Annotated in this window: 19 protein-coding genes and 1 pseudogene; 15 read left to right on the forward strand and 5 right to left on the reverse strand. The window is 60.7% G+C overall.

The features are described from left to right. Positions 1–117 precede the first annotated feature (117 nt). Positions 118–900 carry an IclR family transcriptional regulator gene (locus H2O14_RS15265; RefSeq protein ID WP_182828321.1) on the forward strand — a complete coding sequence of 261 codons (783 nt, stop codon included), beginning with the start codon at positions 118–120 and terminating at the stop codon, positions 898–900. A 47-nt stretch (positions 901–947) separates the two neighbouring features. Here H2O14_RS15265 and H2O14_RS15270 read toward each other — a convergent pair whose 3' ends face one another. Both H2O14_RS15270 and H2O14_RS15275 read right to left on the reverse strand, forming a co-directional pair. Further along, positions 948–1814: an alpha/beta fold hydrolase gene (locus H2O14_RS15270; protein WP_182828322.1), complete on the reverse strand. Its 867-nt coding sequence runs from the start codon at positions 1812–1814 to the stop codon at positions 948–950. A 127-nt stretch (positions 1815–1941) separates the two neighbouring features. Then, entirely contained in the window at positions 1942–2799 is an 858-nt protein-coding gene (locus tag H2O14_RS15275) for an IclR family transcriptional regulator (protein WP_182828323.1), read from the reverse strand. A gap of 210 nt (positions 2800–3009) precedes the next feature. On the opposite strand from H2O14_RS15275, the gene H2O14_RS15280 reads away from it, so the two are divergent. From H2O14_RS15280 to H2O14_RS15335, 13 genes and pseudogenes are all read left to right on the forward strand, one after another. Next, positions 3010–3327 carry a hypothetical protein gene (locus tag H2O14_RS15280; RefSeq protein ID WP_210275457.1) on the forward strand — a complete coding sequence of 106 codons (318 nt, stop codon included), beginning with the start codon at positions 3010–3012 and terminating at the stop codon, positions 3325–3327. Between the two features lie 31 nt (positions 3328–3358). Continuing rightward, entirely contained in the window at positions 3359–4207 is an 849-nt protein-coding gene (locus tag H2O14_RS15285; protein ID WP_182828325.1) for an alpha/beta fold hydrolase, read from the forward strand. A gap of 193 nt (positions 4208–4400) precedes the next feature. Further along, positions 4401–5171, forward strand: coding sequence for an N-acyl homoserine lactonase AttM (gene attM, locus H2O14_RS15290; RefSeq protein ID WP_182829395.1), 771 nt, complete (start codon positions 4401–4403; stop codon positions 5169–5171). Positions 5172–5214: 43 nt separating this feature from the next. Then, entirely contained in the window at positions 5215–6381 is a 1167-nt protein-coding gene (locus H2O14_RS15295; protein ID WP_182828326.1) for an ABC transporter substrate-binding protein, read from the forward strand. A 105-nt stretch (positions 6382–6486) separates the two neighbouring features. Further along, positions 6487–7299, forward strand: a complete 813-nt coding sequence (locus tag H2O14_RS27540) for an ATP-binding cassette domain-containing protein (protein ID WP_246697404.1) — start codon at positions 6487–6489, stop codon at positions 7297–7299. After that, on the forward strand, positions 7296–8288 hold the full coding sequence (locus H2O14_RS27545; RefSeq protein ID WP_246697405.1) for an ATP-binding cassette domain-containing protein: 993 nt from the start codon (positions 7296–7298) through the stop codon (positions 8286–8288). Before H2O14_RS27540 ends, H2O14_RS27545 begins: the two co-directional genes overlap by 4 nt. Then, on the forward strand, positions 8285–9676 hold the full coding sequence (locus tag H2O14_RS15305; protein ID WP_182828327.1) for an ABC transporter permease: 1392 nt from the start codon (positions 8285–8287) through the stop codon (positions 9674–9676). Before H2O14_RS27545 ends, H2O14_RS15305 begins: the two co-directional genes overlap by 4 nt. After that, the gene (locus tag H2O14_RS15310; protein WP_246697406.1) at positions 9676–11037 is read left to right on the forward strand and encodes an ABC transporter permease; all 1362 of its coding nucleotides are present in this window, start codon (positions 9676–9678) and stop codon (positions 11035–11037) included. Before H2O14_RS15305 ends, H2O14_RS15310 begins: the two co-directional genes overlap by 1 nt. Positions 11038–11084: 47 nt before the next feature. After that, on the forward strand, positions 11085–11786 hold the full coding sequence (locus H2O14_RS15315; protein WP_182828328.1) for a bacteriorhodopsin: 702 nt from the start codon (positions 11085–11087) through the stop codon (positions 11784–11786). Positions 11787–11834: 48 nt separating this feature from the next. After that, entirely contained in the window at positions 11835–13499 is a 1665-nt protein-coding gene (locus H2O14_RS15320; RefSeq protein ID WP_182828329.1) for a flotillin family protein, read from the forward strand. 102 nt (positions 13500–13601) lie between these two features. Next, positions 13602–13994 (forward strand): hypothetical protein, encoded by a 393-nt coding sequence (locus tag H2O14_RS15325; protein WP_182828330.1) that lies wholly within the window; start codon positions 13602–13604, stop codon positions 13992–13994. Beyond that, positions 13991–15907: a hypothetical protein gene (locus tag H2O14_RS15330; protein WP_182828331.1), complete on the forward strand. Its 1917-nt coding sequence runs from the start codon at positions 13991–13993 to the stop codon at positions 15905–15907. The genes H2O14_RS15325 and H2O14_RS15330 overlap by 4 nt, the downstream gene beginning before the upstream one ends. A gap of 28 nt (positions 15908–15935) precedes the next feature. Then, positions 15936–17059, forward strand: a pseudogene (locus H2O14_RS15335) (zinc-dependent alcohol dehydrogenase family protein). Between the two features lie 2151 nt (positions 17060–19210). Here H2O14_RS15335 and H2O14_RS15340 read toward each other — a convergent pair. Further along, positions 19211–19651, reverse strand: a complete 441-nt coding sequence (locus H2O14_RS15340) for a PIN domain-containing protein (RefSeq protein WP_182828332.1) — start codon at positions 19649–19651, stop codon at positions 19211–19213. Between the two features lie 2 nt (positions 19652–19653). Continuing rightward, positions 19654–19905 (reverse strand): type II toxin-antitoxin system Phd/YefM family antitoxin, encoded by a 252-nt coding sequence (locus H2O14_RS15345; protein ID WP_182828333.1) that lies wholly within the window; start codon positions 19903–19905, stop codon positions 19654–19656. Positions 19906–20078: 173 nt separating this feature from the next. Between H2O14_RS15345 and H2O14_RS15350 the strand changes: the two genes are divergently transcribed. Further along, a complete protein-coding gene (locus H2O14_RS15350) occupies positions 20079–21320 on the forward strand; it encodes a hypothetical protein (protein ID WP_182828334.1) in 1242 nt (413 codons plus the stop codon). A gap of 255 nt (positions 21321–21575) precedes the next feature. Here the strand turns inward: H2O14_RS15350 and H2O14_RS27550 are convergent, their stop codons facing one another. Continuing rightward, entirely contained in the window at positions 21576–22028 is a 453-nt protein-coding gene (locus H2O14_RS27550; protein WP_312858676.1) for a magnesium chelatase domain-containing protein, read from the reverse strand. Positions 22029–22130 lie beyond the last annotated feature (102 nt).

Here is a 22130-nt window from a genome sequence, read left to right on the forward strand (position 1 = left end):
GAAGTCGACGGTTTGAAAAAGAGCAGAACCCGCCGGCGCAATCAAGTCGTGAATTGACTTGTCGCAGGGCTGAAGCGATACGATATCGACCGGAGCCAGAGAAGCGGGAGAAGCCAGTTGGAGGAAGACGAGTCCACGCGACTGAAGCTTGTCCCCGCCGTGGAGCGCGCTTCGATCATTCTCGATCTCGTGGCTTCCTCCAAACGTTACCCGACGATTTCCGATCTGGCGCGGGAAACAGCGTTGCCGAAGAGCACAGTCCACGGTCTTTGCACGACGCTGACACATCTCGGTCTTCTCATCCGCCGTCCTGACCAGACCTTCGTTCTCGGTCCTCACCTGCTGAAATGGTCGAACGCGTTCGAGCGGCAAACGGATGTCGCGGCGGAGTTCGCGGCGCTTTGGGACCAGTCGGATAGCTTCCAGGACGCTGTGGTGTCGCTCTGCATTCTTGACGAGATGGACGTCGTGTTCATCGCGGCGCGACAGAGAGGCCCCCTCGAGCGCTTCATGGTCCGGCCGGGCATGCGGCTGCCTGCCGCCTTCTGCGCCGCCGGCAAGGCGATCATCGCGCGCTGGAGCGACCACGACATCATGCGGGCGTTCAAGTCGTTTCCGCAATCCTTGACCGAACGCTCGGTCGGCGATGTCGAGGGGTTGCTGGATGAAGTGAAGGCTGTTCGCGCGAGTGGCGTCGCCATTGAGATCGGTCAGTGTCAGCGAGGCGTGACCAATTTCGGGGCGGCGGTGGTGAATTCGCTCAATCGAACTGTCGCTGCCGTGCTCATCAGCATGGATTCGGAGGAACTCGGCCCTGCAGCAATCGAACGCGGCTGCGCCGACGCCCGCGACCTCGCCAAGCGGCTGTCGCTGCGGCTGGGCGCTGAAGCCGTCGATTGAAGCGGCAGCGGCTTGAGCGTTCGGGTTCGACTGCATCCGGGTCCGCATCAACTCACCGCGCGGGTCTGCCTTCGCCCGCTTGTGCCTTTGGCGTCGACATCCTGCAAATGCCCGCAAATAAGGTCGAGAACGATGTCGGTGCTGTCATGCTGTGGGAAGTGACCGTCGTTGCGCAGGATGACCCATTTCATCGGGCCGCGCACGCGGGTCGACAATGCCGACATCTGGTGCTGGGTGCCTTCATCTCGCAATCCCTGCACCAGAAGCATCGGCGCGTCGATGCGCGCCAGTCCGCCAAGCACATGGTCCGGATTTGCCGCCAGGGCATCATGCATGGCAACCCAGCAGCGCGAGGCAACCCCGACATCGCCATGATCGGCTCCCAGCCGCTTGACGTCGTCTAGGTGATCGTTGTTCGTGACCAGCTCGCGAAGCTGATCTATCGACAGTCGATCAGCATGAACTTGCGGCGAAATCCCAACGATCCTTCCCACTTTCAGCGGGTTGGCGCAGGCAAACAGCATGGCCACGGCTGCGCCGTCGCTATGCGCCACGAGGTCGACCGTGACGATCCCAAGGGCGCTCAGGATGGCAGGCAGCGCCTGAAGCGCCTCAAACGTCAGGAGCGAAGACGCCTCCACATTGGGATTGAGGGGGCTCATGCCACGACCCGGCCGCGAATAGGCGACGATGCGGCGCCCGGGAAAACGCGCTTCCATACCCTCGGCGATTTCCTCAAACGATTCCAGGCTGCCAAGTCCATGCGTGATCAGGATCACGGCGTGGCCATCAGGCTTGCCGATGTCCAGAAGGTCGATGTCGCCAGCGTCCGTCTTGTCGATCCGGCGCCGCCAGAGCTGTGATCTTGTTGGTCGATGAGCGCTGCCGCTCACGTCTTGTCTGAAACAAAGCATGGATCCCCTCCCAAGGTTGGGCCTGCGTTGTCCCTCCTCATGCGGACTTACCCAAACCCTTGGAGATGATGGCACTATCAGCGGGGTGTGATAAGCCCTCGGGCGGCCCTCGACTTGCCCCAGAATCTCATTTTTGCATCTGGGAGGCGGCGTGGTCCTCCCTCGTCTCGTCGGCGATCGACAAATCCGCCCCCATGCGATGCGAGAGCTTTGCGGCCATGCGCAAGACATTGTCGATGACGGCGCGGCGATTGCTCATGGCGTTCGCATCAATCGACAGGCTGACGGCGACGCCCGCGATCGGTCGGTTGCCGCCGTCAAGCACGGCTGCCCCATAGCAGACCATGCCTTCGGCGACCTGCTCCGCGTCGCAACTATAGCCTTCACGCCTGATGTCGCGCATTTCACCAAGCAGTTCCTCGAGGCTGCGAACGCTGCGGGCCGTTCGCGGCTCTGGTAGGCCATGAGCAAACAGGCGACGGATTTCATAATCGCTCATATGGCTCAGAAAGGCTTTGCCGGTGGCAGTGAAGGCGGCCGGCAAGCGCATGCCCACCCTGAATTCGAGAGAGGAGCGGGCACGCTCATTGTTGCGCGCGGCGATATAGACCACTTCTGCGCCGTCCTGGACGGTGAGGGTGATGGTGGCCCCCGGCAAACCAGTTTCCTGATCCCATATCGCTGCAAACTCGGTTGCGACGTCGGATTGGAGTGTGAAGGCGTTCGACCAGCGCATGACATGCGGACCCAGTTGGAAGGTTTGGTCGCTGCGCCGAATCAGGAGCTCCAGATTGACCAGTGTCTGGCACAGCGAGTGCACGCTGGAGCGGGCGATCTTCAATTCACGAGACAGGTCGGAAAGACTGAGAAAGGTTTTCGATCGCGCCACGATATCCAGAATACGCGCGCCGCGCTCCAGCGCCGGCGACTGCGGCGGCTTGTTGGTCTGTGAAGCCATGAAGCGATCCGTGATTTCGATGAGCATCATTTTCTTCTTGACATTCGTATAGCCCGCCGACTAGCGTCCAGTCCAGTGAAAATTGTTCAGCTAATTGAACTAACATCGAAATGCTGTATGCGGTGGTTGTTCTGACCGCGTGGGGTGTAAGTGGAGGTTTCAGGCATGGTCATGAATGTGCGAGACTGGGCAGTCCGTTTTGGAGACGCCTCGGATCGGGACCCGACGATCGGGGCCATGGCGCGTTATTTTACCTGCCGCTACCTTTGGGACATGGGCGCGGCCAAGGTGATCGTGGATGTCCGCGATGGCCGCGTCCATAGCATCAACACCGACCCTCAGCCGCTCGACGCTTATGATTTCGCCCTCCGCGCCAGCGCCGCCACATGGCGGGAATTCGCCAAGCCGGTGCCGGAGCCGATGTATCACGGCATCTGGTCCGCCAGTTTTCGCCGCGATCTCAAGATCGAAGGCAATATTCTCGTGATGATGCAGAACCTGCGGAATTTCACAGTCCAGTTCGAGTTGCTTCGCAAGGTCGGCGTGCCGGTCTGAAGACGTTCCCCCACCTACAGGATTCATCGGAATGGCCAAGCATTCTCCGGTTATCGGTCGCTACGTCACCATCGAGGTCGACGGATTCGAGTATAAAGTCTTCTATCTGAGGAACGGCAGTGGCGTGCCGCTGGTCTGTCAGCACACTGCGGGTTGTCACAATCATCAATGGCGGGGGCTGCTGGAAGACGAGTCGATCACGTCGCATTATGACGTGATCGCCTACGATCTCGCCCGGCACGGCAAATCCGATCCGCCGCTTAACAAGGAGTGGTGGAAGGAAGAGTATGTGCTGACAGCACGGCACTATATGAATTTCATCATCACGCTCTGCGACGCGCTGGAGCTTGATCGTCCGATCTTCATGGGCTCCAGCTTCGGCGGCAATGTGGCCCTGCAGCTTGCCCTTAATCATCCCGACAAATTCCGCGCCGTGATCCCTGTCGAAGCGGCCGAACATGCCCCCGGCTTTTACCTCGACTGGTGGCGCCATCCGCACGCCAATGCTGCGCAGGTCTGCGCGAGCGGGGTTTGGGATCTCATGGCGCCGCAGAGCCCGGACATGGATCGTTGGTTGACCTGGCACTACTACACGCAAGGCTCGGAAGCCTTCAAAGGCGACTTGTTCTTCTATTCAATCGACCATGATCTTCGCGGCAAGCTCGGCAATATCGATACCCGTCGTTGCCCCGTGATCATGATGACCGGAACCTACGACTATCTCACCCCGCCTGAAGCGACAGAGAACACCGCCCGTCAGATCCCTGGCGGCATCTACATCGAGATGGAGGATATCGGCCACTTTCCAATGTCCGAAAACTATCCGTTGTTCGCGGTCTATTTGAAAGAAGCGCTTCGGCTTATTGAAGCCCGCACCTGAAACCGATTCCGAAGGCGGGAAGAGAACCATGAAGATCATCGAATTCGACGACAAGGGGCAGCGCATCGAGACGGAGGCTTCGGCGCCATCACGCGCCGCCGGTAGCTCATCCTTGGCGCCGCGCCCACAATTCTCCGCAGCCCCGAAGGAAGCGTCCCGCGCGCGGCGCAAATCTTCGGGGATCGAATTGCATATGTTCCAGACGGGAACGCTGAAAACAAAGACCAAATACATCAAGATGAACCAGGGCGAGGACGACTTCGAGATCCCTGTGCCCTGGTTTCTGATCAAGCATCCGCAAGGCAATGTGGTCATTGACGGCGGCAATGCGGTGGAGACCGCCATAGACAAGCGCGGGCATTGGGGCGCGGTTGTCGACGCTTACGATCCCGTCATGTCCATCGCCGACAATTGCGTCGACCAGCTCAAGATGGTGGATGTGAGCCCCAAGGACGTGCGTTACGTCGTGCAGTCGCATCTGCATCTCGACCATACCGGCGCAATCGGACGCTTTCCAAAGGCGCAGCACATCGTGCAGCGCAGCGAATATGATTATGCGTTCAAGCCGCACTGGTTTTCCGCCGGGGCCTATATCCGCGCCGACTTCGACCGGCCCGGGCTCAACTGGAAATTCCTGGGCGGAGAATACACTGACAATTTCGACCTGTTCGGCGATGGCGTCATCCGGATGATCTATACGCCCGGCCATTCTCCCGGTCACCAGTCATTCCTGATCACGCTGCCGGAAAGCGGCCCGATCCTGCTCACGATCGATGCGGCCTACACGGTCGATCACTGGGAAAACAAGGCTTTGCCGGGGCTGGTGACGTCATCGACCCAAGCGGTGGATTCGGTCGCCAAGCTGCGCCGCATCGCCCATGACGCCAATGCCATGGTGGTGACCGGTCATGACCCCGTGACCTGGCCCGGTTTCCGAAAATCGCCTCAGGATTTTTACGACTGATCGCAGGACGGATCGTCCGTCTTCAACTAGGAGGAGAGTTGGAATGCTGAAAAAATTGGTCTGCGCGGCGGTGATGGTCGCCGCCTCCGCGACGATGTCGCTGGCCGAAGGCGTCGACGAGCTGAACCCCGATGTCGCCAAGCGCCTCTACAACAAGGACATGCTGGACCCCATGCAGCCAATCGGGCCCAGCAAGTGGCGCGACTTCAAGCCGAAAAAGGGTCCGCCGTGGAAGATCGGCTACGCCTCCTCTTATGCCGGCAACACCTGGCGCGCCGCCGCCATGGATGAACTGCAGAAGGTGATCGTTCCGGAGTGGCAAAAGCTCGGACTCCTCTCGGAAGTGGTGATCACGCAATCAAACCTCAACGACTCCACCCAGATCCAGCAGATCCGGCAGTTGGTGGATCAAGGGGCGGACGCCATCATTCTGTGCTGCTCGAATCCGACCGCGCTGAATGCATCGGTCAAGTATGCGGCGGACAAGGGCGTCCCGGTTTTCTCCATGACCGGCTACCTCACCTCCGAATATGCGATCAACTCATCCGTCAACTATCAGGTCGGCGGCTATGAAATCGGCAAGGCCATGGCCGATCAACTCGGCGGTAAGGGCAATGTCCTCGTCGTCGAAGGCATCCCCGGAACATCCGGCTCCGACAGCCAGAACCGCGGCGTGCTCGCCGGTCTTGCGTCTTCTCCCGATATCAAGGTGGTCGGCTCCGTCGCCGGCATGTGGACCGACCAGGTCGCCCAGGGTGAAGTGCAGAAATGGCTCGCCACCAATCCCGGCAAGCTCGACGGCATCGTCGTCCAGTCGGCGGCTGAAATGGGCGTCTTGCGCGCCGTGCAGCAGGCTGGTCGCGGCGAGATCCCGGTCGCCATCGGCGGCGAACTCGGCGCGCTCTGCTACTGGCGCAAGAACCCCAACTACATCAACGCGTCGTTCCAGCTCTGGCCGCCGGCTGATGACATCGAGCTGATGTGGCATATTATGATGCGCACCCTGCAGGGCCAGGGTCCCAAGGTCCAGTCGATCCTCGTCGATCCGGTGAAACTGACCCACGAAGACCTCACCAAGTTGATGGACGAGAATTGCAACCTCGACAGCGCCGAATGGCTGAAAGTCGGCGCCAAGCGTTGGGGCTATGACCCGTCCTACCTGGATGACTTCTTCCTGCGTCCGGCCGATCCCCGCGCCTTCAAGCCGTAATGGCTTGAAGAACGGCCGCGCCTCCTAAAGGCGCGGCCGCCCATACCGCTCCATTGATTTGTCCTCTTGCTTCATCGGTCGGGTCCCGGCCGGATGGGAAGACTCATGACGTCCATTGCTCCAGACATCGGACAAACTCCCGGCCGGGAAACCATCCTGGTGCGCGGCGTGAAGAAGTATTTCGGGCCGACTCGTGCGCTCGATGGCGCTTCATTTTCCGCGCGGGCCGGAGAGATCCACGCGATCGTCGGCGGCAATGGATGCGGCAAGAGCACCATGGCCAAAGTCGTCTCGGGAATTCTGCCGGTGGACAGCGGCACGGTCTCCATTCTCGGCGAAACGCCGTCCACGCCCGCTGAAAGCCGCTCCCTCGGCATCTCGACGGTCTATCAAGAAGTGCTGGTCGCCGATGAAAGCTCTGTCGTCGATAACATCTTCATGGGCGCCGACCGGCTCTTCACCAAGACGCTGTCGCAGGACCGCAAGGTGGCCCGCGCTGCGGAATTGATGGAGGAACTCTCGGGCGAGCCGGTCGATCCTCATGCGCTCGTCGGAACCCTGCCGCTCGGTCTCAAGCAATGGATCACCATTGCCCGCGCCTTGTTGTCCGAGCCCAAAATTCTCATTCTCGACGAAAGCTCGGCTGCTCTCGACTTCGATTCGACCGAGCGTCTGTTCGCCCGCATGCGCGCCTTGAGGGATCGGGGCGCGACCATTCTGATCGTGACGCATCGCATCGCCGAACTGGTCCGGATTTCGGATCGAGCAACCGTGTTTCGCGACGGGCGCGATGTCGGCGTGCTGGAAAAAGCTGAGATCACCGAGAAGAACTTGCTGCGTTTGATGACGGGGAGGATCGCTCCGGCAACCACGTCCATGCCGAAGCGCCGCTGCCGAAGACGACGGAGCGGGCGATGAAGGCGCGGCAGATCGCCCTCTGGCCGAATGCGCGCGCCTTCGATTTCGATCTCCGTCGTGGAGAAGTCGTCGGCATCGCCGGTCTCGATGGCCAGGGTCAGGATGCCTTCGTCCGTGTTCTCGCCGGAGTGGCGGCAGCCTCCCAAGGCCTGGTTCAGGTGGCGGGGCGAGACGGCGACTGGGCTCCGGTGCGGAATCTGGCCGAGGCGGTGGCCGGCAAGGTCGCTTATGTTTCTGGAGACCGCAAACGCGAGGGCATTTTCGCCTCGCTCTCGATCTTCGAAAACATGGTCATGCCGCTCTATCGCGAAAAGAAGCGCGGCGGCGTTCTCGGCTTCATCGATCGCGGCACGTTGACCACGATCTTCAAGCGGGAAGCGGAAAATCTGCTGATCAAATTCGGCGTGAAAGAAGATCGCATCACGTCCCTCTCCGGGGGCAACCAGCAAAAGGTGCTGATCGGCCGTGGTTTCGCAATGCGGCCGGATGTGATCATTCTCAACGACCCGGCCCGCGGCATCGATGTGGGGGCGAAGACCGAGCTTTACCGCCATCTGCGCAATTACGCGGAAGAGGGCAGGGCGGTCGTCTATCTGTCGTCGGAAATCGAGGAATTCCTGGGCTTCGCCACGCGTGTCATCGTCTTTCGCGATGGCGCTCCCTTCGATGCCTTCGAAGGACGCGGTCTCGAGCCGAAGAAAGTGCTCGAAGCCATGTTCGGCCAGACCGGCGGCGAAGGCTTGACATCCCGCAGCCACGGACTGCAGCCGGGGCAGACGCCTGAAACCACCCAGCCGGGCGATCGGGTCGCCAGCGACGGGCCGCGCATCCATGTTCATGTTCCGTCACGCTTGAAACCCCTCCCGGCAGGAGTTGAGCTGCTGGCGATGACTGAAGCGCCGCACACCCAAACTAAACCAGCCATCAAGCCAATTCGCATCGTGGAATTCGATGAGCATGGCGCGCCCACCGAACGAGGCCGCCCATGACTCCCTCCATCAGCCAGTCCTCCGCCAAACCGGCAACCAAAGCAGACTTGCAGGGCGGTCGCTCCAATCCCTTCCTGCTGATGCCGATCACGCTGTTTTTCGCGTTGCTCTCGATAGCGGTCATCAGGACGCCCAGCCTGATGACGGCGTCAGGCATCGGCGCGGCCGTCATCGTGGTCACGCCGTTGATCCTTGCGACCTATACGCTGATGGCCTCGACGATCTCGGGCCGGGGCACCGTCGACCTGTCGGTCGGGCCGCTGATCGGCTTCATCAACGTGACGCTGGTCCAGCTGCATGGCGCGGGGCTGCTTGAAAATCCCATCGCCGTGTTCCTCTATTGCATGGCCGTTGGCGCAGTTTATCAGCTTATTTTCGCGCTGATCGTGATCTATGTCCGCGTGCAGCCGATCATCGTGTCGCTCTCCGGTTATCTCGCTCTTTCGGGCATCAACCTCGTCATCCTGCCGCGACCGGGCGGCATGGCGCCGCCCTTCATGGCGGAATGGGGCTACGGCACCTCGATCTTTTCGCCGGTGCTGATCATCCTGATTGTCGCCACGGTCGCCTGGCTGCTCTTCACCGCGACCGCATTCTACACGCATTTGCGGCTGATGGGATCGGATGAGCGCGCAGCCTATACTTCGGGCGTGCCGATCACCGTGGTGCGTATCGGCGCCCATCTGATTTCCGGCTGCTTCGCCGGTCTGGCCTCCATCTGCTTTACGGCGCTCATCTCCTCCGGGGACCCCTCTCAGGGCACCACCTATACGCTGATCGCCGTCACGGCACTGGTCCTGGGCGGCGCATCTCTCGCCGGCGGACGAGGCGGCGTCTTCGGCTCGGCGCTCGGCGCGCTCAATCTCTACATGATCACCTATGTGCTCTCGACGTTCAATTTCGGCGCGGTTCAGAGCTTCGTGACCAATCTGGCCTATGGCGCGATCCTGGTAATCTCGCTGCTCCTGACCTTGCTGATCCCTGTCATTCAGCGCCACATCCGGAATTTCTCGCCGCTCCTCTATTTCGTGGCGCTGTCCGTGGTGGTTCTGGGCGTCATCCTGCATGCGACCTTCGATTACGCCAGCCTCGGCGCGGCGCCGGCCTCTATGCCCGGCCCCATGGATCTCCAGACTGCCATGGTCGGTCCGCTCGAGATCGCCGTGCTGTCGCCAGAAACCATCGCGCTCCGGCAGGAAGCGGCGCCGATCATCTTCTTCGTGATCCTGCTCGTGTCGATCGCCGTCTTCTTGCGGCTGGCGATTGGCCAATCCTCGCGGACCAGCCTCGGGCCGGCGGTGGCGGTGGTTGTCGCCGCTCTCGTCCTCGGCGGCGCGTGGGTCATGCATGAGAGCGCCATGTCCACCAAAACGGAGGCCGTTAACTGATGGAGAAGCTGCCGCAAATCAGTCTTCCGGCTCGGATTCTCGGTCTGGTGATCGCCCTGCTTCTTGCAGGCCTGGGCGCCGGCTTCGGCTTTGCTCAGGGCATGGCGGTGCAGATCGTCATCCTCTCGGCAATTGCGACCCTGGCGCTGTTCGTCCTCGTCTGGCGTTTCATCATCGGCCAGCTTGCCAGCGACGAGGCCGTCGCCTCTGACGGGCCCAGTCAGTTCCAGAGCGTCTGGATACAGTATCGCTGGCCGCTGATCGGCCTCGTCCTGGTCCTCGCCGCCTTCCTGTTGTTGTCCGTCTCCATCGAGGGATTCTTCAACATCTGGAATGTCCTCTCGCTGCTGATCCTTCTGGCCATCCTCGTTCTGACGCGGACGCTCGGCCGGCAGTTCCAGCAGAACCGGTCCGCCTTTATTGGCATCATGGTGCTGACGGGCCTGTTCTCGGTCGGCTCGATGAACATCGAAGGCTTCTCTTCCGGCAACAACATCAAGTCGATGCTGCTATTCGCGTCGTTTCTCGGCATCGCCTCGATCGGGCAGACACTAGTGGCCTTGCTCGGCGGTCTTGATCTGTCGATCCCGTTCATCATCGGCGGCGCCAATGTCGGGCTCCTCTATCTGATCGGCCTCGGCGTGCCGCCATGGCTGGCGACGTTGATCGTGCTGGCGATCGGAGCCGCCTTCGGCGTGATCAATGGTCTACTCAGCTATAGGCTGCAGGGCCAGGCGCTGATCGTGACGCTGGGAACCGGCTTCGCCATCTCCGGCGGCGTGCAGATCGTGACCTCCATCGGTTCCGCTTACTCCGGCAATGTGTTCGGCACGGTTCCGGCCTGGTTGTCCAATATCTCGGCCATGAACGGCTCCACCTTCGGCCTGCCTTTTCCTCCGGTCATCCTGATCTGGGCGGTCGTGACATTAATCCTGATCATCGGGCTTAGGACCACGGTCTATGGCCGCTATCTCTACGCGCTCGGCGTCAACCGGACATCAGCCAGCCGCGTGATGATCTCGGAAATGCGCTACTGGGTGATCGTTTACGCCCTGTCCGGCTTCTTTGCGGCGCTCACTGGCAGCCTTCTACTCGGCTGGTCGGGTGGCGGCTTCATCGGCGTCGGGGATCAATATCTGTTCTTGACGCTCGCTGCCGTGGTGGTCGGCGGAACCTCGCTGCTCGGCGGCGCTGGCGGCTATGGCTTCACAGTCATCGGCGTGCTGGTTCTGCAGGTCCTTTCGAGCTTTCTGGTCGGCATCGGCCTCGACTTCAAGTGGCAGCAATTCATCTTCGGACTGCTCATTCTGCCGATGGTGGCCCTTTATGCCCGGTCGCCGCATATCCGAACGCAGATATAGGGACATCCAATGCGACATGACTTTTTCCTTCGAAGGAGACGATAATCATGGTGGTCTATCAGACACCCGATCTGACCGCGGCAAGCTTCTCCGTCGCCCTGTTCGGACTGGCGGCGACCACAGTGCTTCTGCTGATAGGCACGGCCTGGGTCGACCAGAAATGGCGCCTGTCGGTGGCGCTCTGCGCGATCGCCGCGCTGATTGGCATCGGATCGGTCTATGAGGCGCGAGAAGCCTGGCTTGCGGGACAAAACGTGCCCGTGGTCTACCACTATGTCGGCTGGGCGGTGTCCATGCCGCTGCAGGTGATCGCGCTGTTCTTCCTTGTCGGCGCGGCAGGCAGACTGTCGGCGGGATTGTTCTGGCGACTGGTGATCGTCTCGGCGTTGATGATCTTCGTCCGCTATCTCGGCGAAGCGCAGTTCATGCATCCGACACTCGCTTTCCTGATCGGTCTGGTGTTCTGGCTTTATCTGCTCGGCGAATTCTATTTCGGCCAGATGGACGATGTGGTCCGCGCCTCCACCGGTGATTATCTGCGCCACGGCTACTTCTGGCTGAGGCTGATCGTGACGATCGGCTGGGCCATCTATCCGCTCGGCAATTTCCTCACCGCCTTCGCCGGTATGGCCGACGACGGCAGCCTCTCGGTTGCCTATAACGTCGCCGACATTCTCAACCGCATGGCCTTCGGCGTCGCCGTCCTGGCGACCGCTCTCCTCTCCACGGGGAGAAACGCGCATGCCTGATTTCCGTCCCTTGCCTGAAACCCCTGCTCATTCAAAAGGAACACGTCCATGAAGGGTGCAGACGTTATCGCCATCATTATCCTGGCGGCCATAGTCATCGCGGTCGCCGCCTATCTTCTGCACTGGCTCTATCGCCGCTCCACCAAGGACGTGAGTTTCGTTCGCACCGGCTTCGGCGGTGAGAAAGTCGTCATGGGCGGCGGGGCTCTGGTCTTGCCGATCCTGCATGATCTCACCGAAGTGAATATGAATACGCTGCGGTTGGAAGTCACACGCGCTAGGGAGAAGTCCCTCATCACAAAGGATCGCATGCGGGTCGAGCTCACCGTGGAATTCTACGTGCGGGTTTCGCCAAACACGGACGCTGTCGCCACGGCTGCCCGCAGTCTCGGCAATCGGACGATGAACGCCGAACAGTTGAAGGACCTGATCCAGGGCCGTTTCGTCGACGCCATGGGCGGCGCAGCCGCCAAGATGACGCTGGAGCACATTCACGAAAACCGCCAGGCCTTCGTGAAAGAGGTCAAGCAGGAAGTCGCAGAAAGCCTGGCGCTCGACGGTCTCGAACTGGAATCGGTTTCGCTCACCTCGCTCGACCAGACCGACATCAAGCTGTTCGATCCGTCCAACACCTTCGACGCCGAAGGTTTGACCCTGCTTACGGAACAGATCGAAAGCCGCAAGAAGAAGCGCAACGACATCGAAAAGGACACGGCCGTCGCCATTCGCGCCAAGAACCTCGAGGCGGAAAAGCGAAGCCTGGAAATCGAGCGCGACAGCGAATACGCCCGCCTTTCGCACGAGGCGCAGGTGGCCATCGAGCGCGCCGCCAAGAAGTCCGAAATCGCCGCAGAAAATGCCCTGCGCGAACGGGAGATCGAAGCGGTCAAGCTCAAGGAGCGGGAAGCGGTCGAACGCAGCCGCATCGAGATGGAGCGCGAAGTCGAGATGCTGGAAATCCGTCGTCGCGAAACCATCGAACTCGAGGAGCAGACCCGCGAAATCGCATTGTCGCGCAAGTCCAAGGAGCGCTCCGAAGCGCAGGCGCAGGCCGAACAGGCGCGCGCCGCCATGGTCGAGGCGCAGGAGCGCGTTCACACGATCCGCGACACCGAAATCGCCAATCGACAGAAAGCCGTGGAGCTCATCGAGGCCCAGAGAGAGGCCGAAGCTGAAGCCGCGCGCATCCGCATTCTCGCAGAAGCCGAGAAGGTCGCAGCTCAAGACCGCGCCGACGCCGATCGCATCGCTGTGGCCGCGCTCGAGCAACGCATGAAGGTCGAGGCGGAAGGCAAGGAAAAGCTCAACACCGCCGAGAACATGCGCTCGGACGCCAGCCGCCGCTCGGCTTTGCACAAGGCGCTGGTCGAAAACCTGCCGGCCATCATTCGCGAAAGCGTCAAGCCGATGGAGAAGATCGAGGGCATCAAGATCATGCATGTCGAGGGTCTGCCGGGGCTATCCCACACCGGCCCCGGGTCGCTATCGGCAAGCGCCGATGGCAGCGGTCCGCGCGACGGCAATCTGGCGGAGCAAGTGGTGAGTTCGGCGCTCCGTTATCGCACCCAGGCTCCATTCGTCGACACGTTGCTGGGCGAGATCGGCCTCACCTCTGAGACCGTTCACCGCCCGCACACCCTGAGCGACCTGTCCAAGATCGTCTACACCGATCCAGCGGCGAGTGGTTCGAAGGACAAAAGCCGTCCGAACTGACGCGGCGCCGCCTGCCGGGCCCGCCCGGCAGGCTCCCTTGGCCTGAGGATAAGCAGGAAGACCCATGATGATCACAAACACTCCCCCACCGAACGCACAATCTTGGTCTTCGCGATCTGGGGCGTGCTCGGCTTCCTCGGACTTGGCGTGTTTCTCGAGGGCATGAAGACGGATCTCTGGTCGCTGTCGTCGGTCGGCGTGCTGCTGATCGTTCTCGCCTTCGTCGCCCATATCGTCGTGAACGCCCTGTTCGGCGCCGGGTTCAGTTCCGGCGAAGCCGCGCTCGGCATCGGCGCATATGGAATTCTGGGACTTGTTTTCATCGTATCCGCCGCCAGCGGCGGCCTGACGAAGGCTGATTATTATTCCGGCCTTACGCTTTTCGGCGTCCTCACTGTCGGTTTCCTGGCCTATCTGTTCACTCGGCACGGCCTGCGCAGCGCATTCTCACAATTTCACATCACGTCGACCGGCAAGCGGGAGGAACGCCCGTGATCTGGCTTCCGCTTCTGGGGCTCTTCTATGCCGTGGCGACGCTCTACTGGGCCAGGCTCAGCGCGCGCCTCAACACGCGGGACAACGCCTTCTTTTCGGCGGGTGAGGGATTCTCGCCTTGGCTATCGGCGCTGGTCATTGGAGGGGCGAGCCTGTCGGGCTGGATCGCGCTTGCGGGGACCGACGAAATCGGTCGCCATGGCTTCGGCCTCGCCGCACTGCTGCAGGCGGGAATTGCGCTCGCGCTTCCGGGCGTCGTCTTCTTCAAACGCCTTTGGGTGCTGGGGCGGCGTCTCGGCGCTTCGTCGCTCGCGGATTTGTTCCGCATCTATTGGCAGTCCGAGTTTCTGACTGCGTTTGCGGCTGTCGTCGCTGTTCTCTTTGCGGTCGCTTTTGCCGGCCTGCAGATGCACGCTCTGTCCCGCATTCTTGTCCTTCTCGGCGGAGGCATCGTCTCGCAGGATATGGCGTCGGTTCTCTTCGGTCTGTTGCTGATCGGCGGCGTCGTGATCGGCGGCCTGCGCGCAGTCGGCTATCTCGGCGCTATACAAGCGGTTCTCGCCGCTGCGGTGCTGGTGGTTCTGACCGTCTTTTCGCTGATCGACGCGGGCGGTTTCGTCGCGCTCAACAACGCTCTCGCGAAACTGGCGGCGGATCCCGCCATGGCAAACCGGTTCATGGTCTCCGGCGTCGTGCAGTTTACCGCCGGCATCGGCAAACAGGCGGCGGCGGGACATCAAGCGACGGCGCTTGCGAGTCTGTCCTTCGCAATGGCGCTGATGGGCCTCCAGGTTAGCCCGATGATCATGAAAGTCGTTTTCTCCACCTCCCGGCCACGCGGGTTTGCAGCCGGGCAGACATGGCTGATGGCCGGAGCCTTCGGCGCGCTCGCGGCATTCTGCATGGCTGTCGTCGGCGCGCAGGCGCTCATCGATCCGGCGCGCGACCTTGCGGGGCTGATGTCCGGATTGTCTCCCTGGTTTTCAGCCTGGCTGTTCATCGGTCTGTTGGCGGGCGTGCAGTTGATGTCCGGGCTTACACTTGTGGCGGCGGGAGAGACCTTGGTCCGCAATATCTACAAGCCGCTTTTCCATGGCAGCCTCTCGCCCCGGAATGGCGTTACGCTCACGCGGGTGGTGATCGGTCTCTTGGTCCTCGCCAGCGTCCTGCTCCAGACTTTGGCGCCGGTTGCGCTGTCTGTTCTCGCCTCGCTTGCCCTGCCGCTGTCGTTCCAGCTCTGGACGCCCCTGCTCGGCATGACCTGGCTCCGCTGGCTCACGCGAGCGGGGGTTGTGACCGGCATAGGCTTCGGCCTGGCGGGCGTGCTGCTGACGGAGCCTGCGGGTATTTTCACGCTCTCCTTCTTCGGGCTCGATCTGCCATGGGGCCGCAATCCCTGGACCCTTCATTCGGCGGCCTGGGGTATGGCGGCCAATCTCACCGTCGCCATGCTCGTCTCCGCCGTCACGCAACGGCGGGGCCTCGGCGAGGCGGGCGAAGAGGCGAAACGGTTTCTTGAGCGAGAGTTCGGCGGCAGTGCGCGCTTGCGGTCGTTGCGCTCCACCGCCTGGTCGGTCACGCTCGCCTGGATGTTCCTCGCCCTCGGCCCCGGTCTGATCTTCGGGAATTCCGCCTTCATTGACATAAATGGCAAATGGACCCTCGGCATGCCGTCGCTCTGGGCCTGGTCCCTGATGCTCTGGGCCGCAGGGCTCGGCCTCGTCTGGTTCCTATCCTACAAGATGGAGATGGCGTCTCCGCCGACAGTCGAGGTCCATGCCTATACGCCGCGCCCCCGGCTGACGCAGCCTCGCATCGACGCCGAGCTCGCCCGCCGCCGCGCCGTTCTCATCGCCATCGCCATCGGCTTCAGCCTTGCGGTCATCGCGGCGCTGTCCTTCGGTCATGCCTAACGCATATTTTTATATGAGGAAATTCGAGATGAAAGCCAGGATTGCTCTACTGAGATCTATGGGCGCCGCCCGTCCTTACCAGGACTCCAAACCGCTCGACATCGTTGAGGTGGATCTCGATGAACCCGGCGCAGGCGAGGTGAGGGTCAAAATGGCGGCGGCGGGCCTCTGCCATTCCGATCTCTCGGTGATCAATGGCGATCGACCGAGAGATATGCCGGTTGCGCTCGGCCATGAAGCCTCCGGCGTCATCGAGGCCATCGGCCCCGGCGTGTCGCGTTTTGCGCCGGGGACCATGTGGTTCTAGTTTTCGTGCCGTCTTGCGGCCACTGCGTGCCCTGCGCCTCGGGACGCCCGGCGCTTTGCGAGCCGGGGGCCGCGGCGGCGGCCAAGGGAACGTTGATCGGCGGCGCCCGCCGTCTGCGATACAAGGGCGAGCCGATCAATCACCATATCGGCGTGTCGGCGTTCTCGACACATGCGGTCGTGTCTGAAAACTCCTGCGTCAAGATCGACAAATCCATTCCGCTAGATCGCGCGGCTCTTTTAGGTTGCGCGGTGCTCACGGGCGTCGGAGCAGTGCTGAATTCTGGCGACCTGAAGATGGGCCAGAGTTGTGCCGTGATCGGGCTCGGCGGCGTGGGGCTCGCCGGCCTTCTCGGTGCAATCGCCGCCGGCGCCGAAACCGTCGTCGCGGTCGACACCGCCGAGAGCAAGAGAACCTTCGCAAAAACGCTCGGCGCGACCCATATTGTCGATCCGACGTCAGAAAATGCTGTTGCGGAAATCAAACAATTGACGGGCGGCGGCGTCGATCTCGCCGTCGAACTCGCAGGTGCCGCGCCGGCGCTGAAATTCGCCTATGACATCACCCGCCGCGGCGGCACGACGGTCACCGGAGGTCTCCCGAACCCCAAGGCCGAACTCAATATTCCGGCAGTATCCCTCACCGTCGGCGAGCAGACGCTGAAAGGATCCTATGTCGGCTCCTGCGTGCCTGTTCGCGACATTCCTCGCTTCGCTGCAATGATGCAGTCCGGCCGTTTGCCCATCGAGAAACTAATGACGCATACGATCTCGCTGGACGATATCAACGAAGGCTTCGATCGTCTTGCTTCGGGTGAAGCCATCCGGCAAGTGGTGCTGTTTTAACCGCTTTGGTCGTGAAAGCAACACGACCCTACGGAAATCACCGATGGCTATGAAATCCAGCTACACCACGTCCTGGGACACGATCTCAATAAACCCAATTATGACCCTACTCTGATTAAGAGGGGAGGGGAGCGGGTTAGGTTTGGGATGTAGCATTCGACGGCTTCTACGAATGCTCTGTTCCGACCTTCGGACGGCCTGCAACGGGAGTGTCTTCGTTAGATCTCAACGCACACTGCTGGTCCCGCTCTTTCAAGTCCAGGGCACAGCCACGTCTCCAGCTTGGTGCTGCTTCTATAGCTGCCTCATATCGCCATCTTTGTTTGGTGCGCCATCCGACCCATGAAACAGTTTTGCGCTTGCGTTCACCCAGGGCCTGTTTCGTCGCCAGGTGCATGGCGGACGTGAGCCTCTCCGGGACTACTCGGAGCCCCTTCTCCTCGGCATACTCCAGCATGAACCGTGTAATGAACGACGCTTCGTCATCTCCGATGTCGATCCCTCTATCGGCGAGGCTCCTGCGCAGCGACTTTCTGAGTAACCGCCAGACCTCCAGATCCTGCTGCGAGGCCGCAGGTTTGCAGTTTGCAGACAACTCGTCGTCCAAGCAGCGCCTCCATCGGGTCGAGACATTTGACGGAAAGACGTCGGCCCCCATCGTGGCTGCACGACAACTCGACAATGCCCAGCCTATTGTTCCTCGAGGATCAGGTATGCCGCGTCGCAAATCAAATAAGTGCTCACTTACATTAACAGCTTTTTTGCTTGAAATGCACACGAGCTCCAACTTTCCTGGAGTCATTCAAGGCCATGCAACATGCACAGCGCCATAAGAATCTCAACTTATGGAAGGTTGCATTAAGGTTGCTACAACCATGTTTTTGTCAACCTTTTGGCAAAAACAAGCCAACCGAGGCCAAATCGGCAACCAGGCTGTCAACCTTTTTCAACCTATAGGTTGCGTTTCTGAGCTGATAAATCAACCCTGACCGCGTAAAAGGTTGACAAAGGTTTACACTAAGTTGACAGCAAAGCCCGATTTCGGCGTTTTTTCCAAACCGTCAACTTTAGGGCCCCCTAAATTTCGATCTGTAGACCGAACTGAACAAGCTTGCCGCACGACCGCCGCATAGGACTTCTTAAAAGAAGCATCTCGCCATGTCATGGTTCCTCCGAGGGCGAAATAGCTCAGGCCGGAGTTCGAGATTTCCACGACTGAAAACATATTCGCAGGCGCCAGGCTGGAAGAGGTTCATCTGTGCTGGAGAAGGACATATGGCGTCACCTTTCGCCATCCCGCGCCGCTACCTGACCCGATCATCGCTGCTCCGAAAATCTCGAGAATGCCGACGTGATCAGTCGCGGATATCTGGAAGGAGGTCGCCAGCCGCAGTTCGATCAACACTTCCCACGCCGCCGGACCCTAACCTCCGTGACCGCTGGAGGTTCTCCCCAGGTGCAGCGCCCACAAGCAGGACAACAGATGTTGAACCTTGGCGCGCGCCCGGACCCGCGTTGCTTTTCAAGGGTGCGTTTTCCACCCTTTGCCGGAACCTCACAATTCGCCACACCTCGTCTGTTACAAAGACCTTTGACCATTACATGTATATAGACGAACTGTGGCTGCGAACGGAGTCTGGGGGAGAGGCTCCGGATATCGTCCTTGCGCGAAAAGCGTCGAGGTTGACCAGAGGTGCGCGCCGCCAGGAAATATGCATCGGAAGTCGAACTGGGTGCCGGATCGCGCCTGTGAGCTTCCTGGAGTCGAGAAACAGCATCCTGCTCTGCGATGCACAGCGCGTGATCCTGCTGCGGGCACGCATGCCTGACGATTTGTCTTTTCTCGACCGCCTTGGAAGTTCCGCTCCAGCAGATCAATAGTGGACTCATCTGCCGCATGGTCGTCACCGAGCCCGTCCTAGTCTCCATCGTGATTCCGGGAGCAATGGAAGCGTTGATACCCCAGCGAGGAATGGCTTGGGATCCGTTGGCAGACTGTCGAGCAGCCCTGGGATCCCGACCCCGAGCCGATATCGAAGTCTTAGGTTTTTACTGCCGATGTCATGGGGATGCCTTTGGACTCCACCGAAATCCGGGAGCCTAACCTCCCATGTGGATAGGCGTGGTTGCCACATGGTTCTGGAGGGGCGCTCACTGCGTGGTCGGCAACTGCTTCAAAGGGTTGGCGATCCGCACGCCGAGCGGCGCAAAATGGCGTTCATTGGCTGTCAGAACGGTCAGTCCGTGCGCGGCGGCTGTCGCGGCGATTGCGATATCCTCGAATCCTGGATCATGCGCACGCGCCCGGTCGAGGATCTGACCGGCATGACGCGCCTCTTCGAGGCCGAAGGGCAGGATCCGCCCAGCGTAGAATTGCTCTACCGCAGCCAGCCAGCGGCGCAGGTTCTGCGCCTTTGTCGTCGCCTCGATCCTAATGGCGCGAGCAATACCTGCCTCGATCTCGGCAATTGTGATGGTCGAGAGATAGAGCTGATCGCCATTCGCACGCATCCAGGCCGCGAATGCCTCTACGCCGACCTCGCGCTTGGTCGGCGCATCAGCTGACACGATGTTGGTGTCCAGGAGATACATGCTCAGAGGCCGTTTTCGCTCAAGGCACGGGCAGGCTTGAGCGAGCGCTCAGGAATATCTGCCGTGTCGCCGGGAAATGCCAACAGCAGGTCGGCAAAGTCCGGAACCTTGGACACGCGCTGCCATTGCTCGAACGAGACAAGCACCGCCTCTTTGCGACCGTGTCGGGTGATGATGGTCGGCTCGCCGGCTACGGCCTGGTCGACCACTGCGGACAGTGTTGCCTTGGCATCTTTCAGCTGAATTTCTTTCATGTCCCACCTCTATATGACTACTGATAGTCATATATGAATAATGCTCCCTCGATCAAGATGGTATCGGTCACAGCAGCCGCGCTGGAGATGCATGATCACGAACTGCAGCAGTTCGAGCCACAGGCCGCTATAACGCCAAGCATAAGTAAGCGCTTACTATACGGGAGATGAGTTTGAATTCGATATCGGTGCCCCTGCTGCGCGCAAAAACGACCAATGATAACGAGCAACTCCGCTACCACCCCCACATGCTCGAAAGCACCCAGCGGCGGCTTGTCGGGAGGTTCAAGCTCGAACCGGACCTCGACCTCCACGCCTACTTAATCCAGGCGGTCATCGACTTCGTCCATCTGCGCGTCAGCTTCGGCAGGAAGACCCAGCCTTGGATCGTCAAGAAGTGGGTGGATCGGAACATCGGCGGCGAGAGCTATGTTGTTCCTGTCGATCCAGGCGCCGGAAATGTAGCACACGCCTATGTCGTTGAGATTCGAGATCCGACGCCGGCGGAGCTCGTCGCAACCTGCCGGATCCTTGATGAGAAGTTCGGACTCGACGAAGAGCCCCGCCTCGCGGCGATCGAAGTCAGTGTCGACTTCACGCCAAGGACGCCGGACAGGCTCGCTCGCGCCAAAATGGTCAAGACGCTGATGCACAGCTTCATGCCGACTCGAGACGTCCATGAAGTGCCGCTCGATCGACCCCGCTCGGTGGTCGGTAAGGGCAGGCCGGACTATCTCATCTACCGAGACGAGCGTCTGGCTCCGTGGCGACTGCGGGAATTCCGCCTAAGTTCGGAAAAGGATCAGCCGGCACCCGTCGATGGCACCTTCTACGCCGGAGCCAGGAATTCGTCCTGCTTCTGGCGCATCATGGACAAAGTCCTCGATCAGCAGAATCCTACGGCCGGGACGAGGCGCATTCTTAAGTCGCACGAGCGCCGGGCGCGGATCGAGGTGAGTATGAAGGCCCAGGAGTTGGAGAGGCTGGATCTGCTGACGCTGCCGGATCTCCGGGAGTTCAGTTTCACCACTCTGCAGGGCAGTTATTTCAATTTCTTCCTGCCGACATTCCACGGGCAGGACCAGACTCTCCGGGACTGCATCGAAAAGCGGTTTGATCGTCAGCGGATGGAGAAGTTTGTTGCAACCGGCGTCGTAGGACTGAACCTTCATGACCAGGCGCGTGCGGAGCAGTTGGGTGAGATGAGGACCGCGAGTATCCGTAACGCTCGGGGATCCAACTTGTTGACGCCGCAAAGGCCCAGGGTTGGATCGGGCAAGTCTGGCAGTCTCGTTGCCTACGCCGAGATGAACCGCGCGGTGTCGAAGGCGCTGGAGGATCTCGAAGGTCGTCTGGCGACCGATTTCGAACGGGCGCGCCGGACGTGGGGCGATGTGTGGTTCTTGAAGGTGTAGGGGAGGAAGGAGAGCTTACTGAGATGACGAAGGCAGGTGTGTATTAACAGAGTTAGAAGGCCGAGAAATAGGCAGTGCAACCGTTCGCCGAGAGTTGTCGGCGTTCGAATGGGTCAGATCGCGCCACCCGGCGGCCGAGGCAGGGGTAAAATCTTGCAAGGCGGTGTGCGCCTCTGCTCCTCACTTCCGTTATGCCTGGGAGCCCCAGTGTCTTTCAGCGCGGGACAGAGGGCGAGTAGGACCAGGTTCCCGCGACTAGTCCTCAAGCGCTTTGAATGCCGCGTCAGCAGCGTCGCGATAGAATTCAATCGAGATCTTTGTCCAAACGTCATCAGCGAGGTCGTTGAGTTGACGCCGTGCTGCGACCGGAAGAAGCAGTGTCGCCGCTTGCTTCTCGACAGCCAGTTCGGCAATTCGAACGATGTTGGGTAGGGGCTCGATCGATCCTCCAAGGGCGAGCGCGCCGACAATGATCGTAGAGCCGCGGGTGTTCTTGCCGAGCATGGCGCCGCTGAGGGCCACGAGGGCTGGAACACCGAGAAGCGCCCCGGTCTTGTCAGCGTCCATGGCGCGCAGCTGCACCGTGAACTCGTGAGCGCGCGGATCTCGGTCACCCACGAGATTTCGGGCCTGGGCATAAAGGTTCTGTTCCGCCACCTTGACGCTCTCCCGGAACGCCGGCGGCGTCGGCTGGTTGAGAATACGCACCCCGAGCCCGACTGTTCTGTGATCTCGATCCGGTAGAGCCCCGGTCCGGTCTCGCTTCCGCCTGGACCAATTGCCCAAACCTGTCCCGGCGGAAGAGGTTCG

Source organism: Rhizobium sp. G21, from assembly GCF_014158035.1.
GTDB lineage: Bacteria > Pseudomonadota > Alphaproteobacteria > Rhizobiales > Rhizobiaceae > Rhizobium_E.

What these genes read in the sequence shown, in the direction of transcription:
- H2O14_RS15270 (WP_182828322.1), bottom strand. Translation starts at nt 1,814, where the DNA reads ATGCTTTGTTTCAGACAAGACGTGAGCGGCAGCGCTCATCGACCAACA.
- H2O14_RS15275 (WP_182828323.1), bottom strand. Translation starts at nt 2,799, where the DNA reads ATGCTCATCGAAATCACGGATCGCTTCATGGCTTCACAGACCAACAAG.
- H2O14_RS15280 (WP_210275457.1), top strand. Translation starts at nt 3,010, where the DNA reads ATGGCGCGTTATTTTACCTGCCGCTACCTTTGGGACATGGGCGCGGCC.
- H2O14_RS15285 (WP_182828325.1), top strand. Translation starts at nt 3,359, where the DNA reads ATGGCCAAGCATTCTCCGGTTATCGGTCGCTACGTCACCATCGAGGTC.
- attM (WP_182829395.1), top strand. Translation starts at nt 4,401, where the DNA reads ATGTTCCAGACGGGAACGCTGAAAACAAAGACCAAATACATCAAGATG.
- H2O14_RS15295 (WP_182828326.1), top strand. Translation starts at nt 5,215, where the DNA reads ATGCTGAAAAAATTGGTCTGCGCGGCGGTGATGGTCGCCGCCTCCGCG.
- H2O14_RS27540 (WP_246697404.1), top strand. Translation starts at nt 6,487, where the DNA reads ATGACGTCCATTGCTCCAGACATCGGACAAACTCCCGGCCGGGAAACC.
- H2O14_RS27545 (WP_246697405.1), top strand. Translation starts at nt 7,296, where the DNA reads ATGAAGGCGCGGCAGATCGCCCTCTGGCCGAATGCGCGCGCCTTCGAT.
- H2O14_RS15305 (WP_182828327.1), top strand. Translation starts at nt 8,285, where the DNA reads ATGACTCCCTCCATCAGCCAGTCCTCCGCCAAACCGGCAACCAAAGCA.
- H2O14_RS15310 (WP_246697406.1), top strand. Translation starts at nt 9,676, where the DNA reads ATGGAGAAGCTGCCGCAAATCAGTCTTCCGGCTCGGATTCTCGGTCTG.
- H2O14_RS15315 (WP_182828328.1), top strand. Translation starts at nt 11,085, where the DNA reads ATGGTGGTCTATCAGACACCCGATCTGACCGCGGCAAGCTTCTCCGTC.
- H2O14_RS15320 (WP_182828329.1), top strand. Translation starts at nt 11,835, where the DNA reads ATGAAGGGTGCAGACGTTATCGCCATCATTATCCTGGCGGCCATAGTC.
- H2O14_RS15340 (WP_182828332.1), bottom strand. Translation starts at nt 19,651, where the DNA reads ATGTATCTCCTGGACACCAACATCGTGTCAGCTGATGCGCCGACCAAG.
- H2O14_RS15345 (WP_182828333.1), bottom strand. Translation starts at nt 19,905, where the DNA reads ATGAAAGAAATTCAGCTGAAAGATGCCAAGGCAACACTGTCCGCAGTG.